Annotated in this window: 3 protein-coding genes; 2 read left to right on the plus strand and 1 reads right to left on the minus strand. The window is 40.8% G+C overall.

The annotated features are described in order from the left end of the window. Positions 1-200: 200 nt before the first annotated feature. Positions 201-794, minus strand: a complete 594-nt coding sequence (locus H5072_RS14470; protein WP_182693913.1) for a DNA-3-methyladenine glycosylase I — start codon at positions 792-794, stop codon at positions 201-203. 132 nt (positions 795-926) lie between these two features. Here H5072_RS14470 and H5072_RS14475 point away from each other — a divergent pair, with 132 nt between their 5' ends. Continuing rightward, entirely contained in the window at positions 927-2,039 is a 1,113-nt protein-coding gene (locus H5072_RS14475; RefSeq protein WP_182693914.1) for a PAS domain-containing sensor histidine kinase, read from the plus strand. Then, positions 2,036-3,502, plus strand: coding sequence for a sigma-54 dependent transcriptional regulator (locus H5072_RS14480; RefSeq protein ID WP_182693915.1), 1,467 nt, complete (start codon positions 2,036-2,038; stop codon positions 3,500-3,502). The genes H5072_RS14475 and H5072_RS14480 overlap by 4 nt, the downstream gene beginning before the upstream one ends. Positions 3,503-3,632 lie beyond the last annotated feature (130 nt).

The raw sequence follows: 3,632 nt of genomic DNA on the forward strand, positions 1-3,632 counted from the left end.
CCCAAACTTAAACCTTGGCGGTAGACGCTGAGCTTGCTCGCGTGAAAAGCGTAGCTTTTAATCATTTAAATAAAACGTTATTTCACAAAGAGAAAAACGAGGGTAAATGAGAAACCATAGTCAACTTACGCTTTACTTCTCTAAAGCGCAGCGTCTCTTAACCTCTTTGTGAACTAATCACTTTTATGGTTATAATTCACTTACTCACTAAAAGTCTTAATAATTTCTTCTTTCCTAAAACAATCATTACTGTGATCGTTAACCATGCCGCAGGCCTGCATATGCGCATATACCGTTGTTGGGCCTAAAAACTTAAAACCCCGTTTTTTTAAATCTTTAGCAAATGCAGTTGATGCCTCTGTAATTGCTGGGTAGTCCTCAGCGTTATTTAAATTACTTATAATCGGTTTATTATCGACAAACTGCCATTGGTAGTAACTAAAACTTCCAAATTCTTTTTGTATTTCTATAAAGCACTTTGCGTTGTTAACAGTTGCCGCAATTTTTAAGCGATTGCGCACAATACCCTCATCAAGCATTAGTCTCTCAACGTCATCTTGTGTGAATTGTGCTACTTTTTTTACATCAAAATTAGCAAATGCTTTTTTGTAACCGCTACGCTTTTTTAAAATTGTGTACCAGCTTAAGCCGGCTTGCGCTGATTCAAGAGTGATAAATTCAAACAGCTTTGTATCATCATAAAGAGGGACGCCCCATTCTTCATCATGGTAAATAACGTAGTCGGGTTTAGTGGTGTCGAGCCACGGGCAACGGCACTTTTTTTGCTCACTCATTATTATTCCTTTTTGTGTGCGTCATTTTTATGTCGCTCAAATTATTGATGTAACTTAATGATAAGTATGTAAATAAATTTTGGTATAAATCGTGCATTTAGACATGTATCTACATCAATTCGAGATTTGATTATGGCCCTTGCTAGCGTGCTAAAACCACAGTTTTTTTCTGCAAATCAGTATAACCCATGTTTACTTCAAGAGGAGTACATTGGTGAATTAAGCGATCTGCGCAAGCAAGCAAGTTGGCTTTCGCACTTGGTCGATACCATGCCAGCAGGTGTGGTTGTACTTGATGGCAAAGGGTTGGTTGCAAAAGCGAATCAAATAGCGATTGATATGCTTGGCGAGCCACTTGAAGGCGAACGCTGGTTTAATGTTATTCAGCGCTCTTTTAGGCCACATCAAGATGATGGCCATGAAGTGTCTTTAAAAGACGGACGCCTAATAAAACTTGATATTACTGCTTTAGCACCAGAGCCTGGGCAACTTATTTTAATGACGGATTTAACCGAAACTCGCCGCTTACAAAAACGTGTTGCACATATGCAGCGATTAAGCGCGCTGGGCAAAATGGTTGCATCATTAGCGCATCAAGTCCGTACGCCGCTCTCAGCCGCTATGCTTTATGCTGCTAATTTAGGGTCAAAGCGCTTACCCGAAGCATCTCGCGATAATTTTCAAACAAAGTTAATGTCGCGTTTAAAAGATTTAGAAACTCAAGTAAACGACATGCTGTTATTTGCTAAAAGTGGCGATCAGCAAGTTGTTGAGCAAGTTTCAATGCAGCAGCTTTTAACAGAAGTTAAAGCAGGTGCTGATGCGATGGTCGCACTTAATGAAAGTGAGCTAGATGTAAGCTTACCAGAACCCGATATACAAATAGTTGGTAATAAAACGGCATTGGCCAGTGCTATTCAAAATCTAGTGCACAATAGTATTCAAGTTATTGGCGGTGGCGCAAAAGTAAAAATTAGCGCACAAAGAGATTTAAAAGATTTAGATATGGTTCGTATTAGTGTGAGCGACAATGGCCCAGGTGTTGATTTAAGCCAAAGCGATAAAATTTTTGAACCATTTTTTACTACAAAAAGTCAGGGCACAGGTTTAGGGCTTGCTGTAGTGAGTTCGGTGGCTAGTGCGCACCAAGGCCGTGTTGATGTGACTAATAATACGCATGGTGGTGCCTGCTTTAGCTTGTTACTGCCTATTAAGGCAACATCTAAATTAGAGGGGTCATTATGAGTAACACTATTTTAGTTGTCGAAGATGACGCAGGGCTTCGTGAAGCCTTAATAGATACCCTTGAAATGTCGGGTATTGAATGTGTTGCAGCGAGCAGCGCTGAGCAAGCAATGTTACTGCTTAAAAAAGATCAATTTTCGCTTGTTGTAAGCGACGTGCAAATGGGCGTAATGAGTGGACTTGATTTACTACGCAGTATTAAATTAAACCACCCTGATTTACCTGTATTGATGATGACGGCGTATGCCACAATTGACGATGCGGTAGAGGCCATGCGCCTAGGTGCAATTGACTACATGGCAAAACCATTTGCACCTGAAGTGCTGTTAAATATGGTGAGCCGTTATTTGCCTGAAAAAGCAAAAGAAACCGACGGCCCCGTTGTTGCTGATCCAACTAGTATTCAATTATTGGAGCTTGCAAGTAAAGTAGCACGCTCTGATGCAAGTGTAATGGTACTTGGCCCAAGTGGTTCGGGTAAGGAAGTACTTGCGCGTTATATTCATGATAAGTCGAGCCGATGTAATGAGCCATTTGTAGCGATTAACTGCGCGGCTATTCCTGAAAATATGCTCGAAGCCACGTTATTTGGTTACGAAAAAGGGGCTTTTACGGGGGCGATTCAAGCATGTCCGGGTAAGTTTGAGCAAGCACAAGGCGGTACAATTTTACTTGATGAAATTACTGAAATGGACTTAGGACTACAAGCTAAACTTTTACGCGTACTGCAAGAACGTGAAGTAGAGCGTTTAGGGGGGCGTAAAACAATTCAGCTCGATGTACGTATTTTGGCAACCAGTAATCGTGATTTAAAAGAAGCCGTGTCTGAAAATCAGTTTAGAGAAGATTTATATTACAGGCTTAATGTTTTTCCACTTATGTGGCGTCCATTGTGCCAACGCCCTGGCGATATTATTGTATTGGCTAAGCATTTAATTGAGCGCCATATAAGTAAAAGCAAGGAGCCTATGGCGTATTTAGATAAAGCTGCCGAGCAAAAGTTACTGGCTCACGCGTGGCCTGGTAATGTGCGCGAACTTGATAACGTTATACAGCGTGCACTTATACTGCGAAGTGGCGATACAATAAACGAGCATGCTATTTTTATCGAAAACTTAGTATCTAATAACTTTGTTATGGAGCCTTCATTGGCACCGGCGCAAACTGTATCGCCAACAGAATTAGCTCACGCAGATAAAGGTGTTGATAAAAGCACGTTAAGCTCTGCATATTATGATGAAAAATCGCATGCAGAGGATGAGCCTAAACAAGATTTGCTAGCGGCAGATACCGGTAGCTATAAAGATGAGCTTAAAGACAAAGAGCATCGCATTATTTTAGAAACCCTTGCACGTTGCCAAGGTAAGCGTAAAGACGTTGCCGAAACGTTGGGCATAAGCCCACGAACTTTACGTTATAAACTAGCGCAAATGCGCGATTTAGGTATTTCACTCCCTGCATAACCTCCTATAAACCCTAAGTTTGCGCTGCGAGCTTAGGGTTGTCAAAACTCTGACTCACACAAATTAAAGTTAACCTACTGTATTTTAATGATTAATTATTTGGCATGCTTTGTGCTTTATTACTTATAAG

This window comes from Pseudoalteromonas sp. SR45-5 (assembly GCF_014163565.1).
Lineage (GTDB): Bacteria > Pseudomonadota > Gammaproteobacteria > Enterobacterales > Alteromonadaceae > Pseudoalteromonas > Pseudoalteromonas distincta.

Bases quoted from the DNA above. Each gene is read 5' to 3' on its own strand.
- H5072_RS14470 (WP_182693913.1), bottom strand. From the start codon at position 794: ATGAGTGAGCAAAAAAAGTGCCGTTGCCCGTGGCTCGACACCACTAAA.
- H5072_RS14475 (WP_182693914.1), top strand. From the start codon at position 927: ATGGCCCTTGCTAGCGTGCTAAAACCACAGTTTTTTTCTGCAAATCAG.
- H5072_RS14480 (WP_182693915.1), top strand. From the start codon at position 2,036: ATGAGTAACACTATTTTAGTTGTCGAAGATGACGCAGGGCTTCGTGAA.